At 67.8% G+C, this 1,228-nt stretch carries 2 protein-coding genes; one reads left to right on the top strand and one right to left on the bottom strand.

Features of this window, described 5'->3' with window-relative positions; genetic code table 11:
* Positions 1-64: 64 nt before the first annotated feature.
* Positions 65-700, bottom strand: coding sequence for a helicase associated domain-containing protein (locus AC4JJG_RS21455; protein WP_014928963.1), 636 nt, complete (start codon positions 698-700; stop codon positions 65-67).
* A 148-nt stretch (positions 701-848) separates the two neighbouring features.
* Between AC4JJG_RS21455 and AC4JJG_RS21450 the strand changes: the two genes are divergently transcribed.
* Positions 849-1,228 (top strand): hypothetical protein (locus AC4JJG_RS21450; protein WP_495405850.1); only part of this gene is annotated, 380 nt, incomplete at its 3' end.

Raw genomic sequence — 1,228 nt, 5'->3', positions numbered from 1 at the left:
TGAGAACCCGGTCCCCGCAAACGCTGGAACCAACTAACCGAGCCTCCAGCAAACCCGGGGCGATTCAGTTCCACTGCCAGTCGGGGAACTCGGTTTCGATCTGGGTGATCCGGTCGCTCGAGAGTCGGTGTCGTCGGTACTCGGTGCGGCGTTTGGCCACCCAGGCACCAATGGGGAACCCGTCGATAGTCGCGTGGCGGGGTGGCGAGCTGGTGCCGTGGGCCGCGGCGTAGCTGTGCAGGTGGTCCAGGCCGACGTGGAACGGTGCTCGTGTCCGCAGGGTCCACTGCCAATCGGGGAACTCGGCTTCAATCTGGCGGACGTGTTCAGGTGGCATTTGTCCGGCCCGGTATTCGGCGCGGCGGCTGGCGACCCAGGTACCGATCGGGAATCCGTCGATGACGTCGTGTCGGCGGGCGTTGCCGGTGCCATGGGCTGCGGCGTAGCGACGCAGATGGGTCAGGCCGGCAGCGAAGGACGTCCGTGCGTTGGTCTTCCATCGCCAGTCGGGGAACTCGGACTCGAGTTGCGCGATCCGCTCCGCGGGCAAGACGCCGCGGCGATAGTCGGTGCGGCGTGTGTTGACCCACCGGCCTATCGGGAAGCCGTCGATGACGTCCCGCTGGCGCGGGCTACTAGTGCCGTGCACGGCGACGTACCGATGTAGATGGGCGACACCCTCATCGAATCGGCTGGTCACAGTCCTAGTGTGCCTGTCGCCAGCGAGCGGTCGACCACCAACCCGGCGTTTTCACCCACGACCACCGAGGTGTCGCCGGCAGGCAATCCCCCTGGCGGCTGGCTGTCACACGGTATGGGATCTATACTGGGATCGAGAGGTGATCACCATGACTGCAGCGCATCCCCGGCCGGATTTGGCCGCCTACGCCGAAGCGGCCCGTATGTCGCAGCCCGAACTCGTGGCTGCGTTGCGCGATCTGCTCGGCGCGAAACTCGTGGCCTACCTGGGCCGGGTCAGCGAAACCCGGGCGGTGCGGCAGTGGGCTGAGGGCACCCGCACCATCGCCAACCCCGAGGACGTCGAACGGCTCCGGATCGCCTACCGCGCCGCCCGCCTGATCACCGAACGCGACACCCCCGCCGTCGCTCAGGCGTGGTTTCAGGGCCTCAACCCGGTCCTCGACGACCGGGCGCCGGCGTTGCTGCTGCGCGACGGCGAGCTCGCCGACGTCGGCCCCCAGGTACTCAACGCTGCCCGCCAGTTCGC

This window comes from Gordonia sp. B8661-1 (assembly GCF_059427765.1).
Note: the sequence above shows the minus strand (reverse complement) of the source record. Positions and strands in the feature narration are given on the sequence as shown.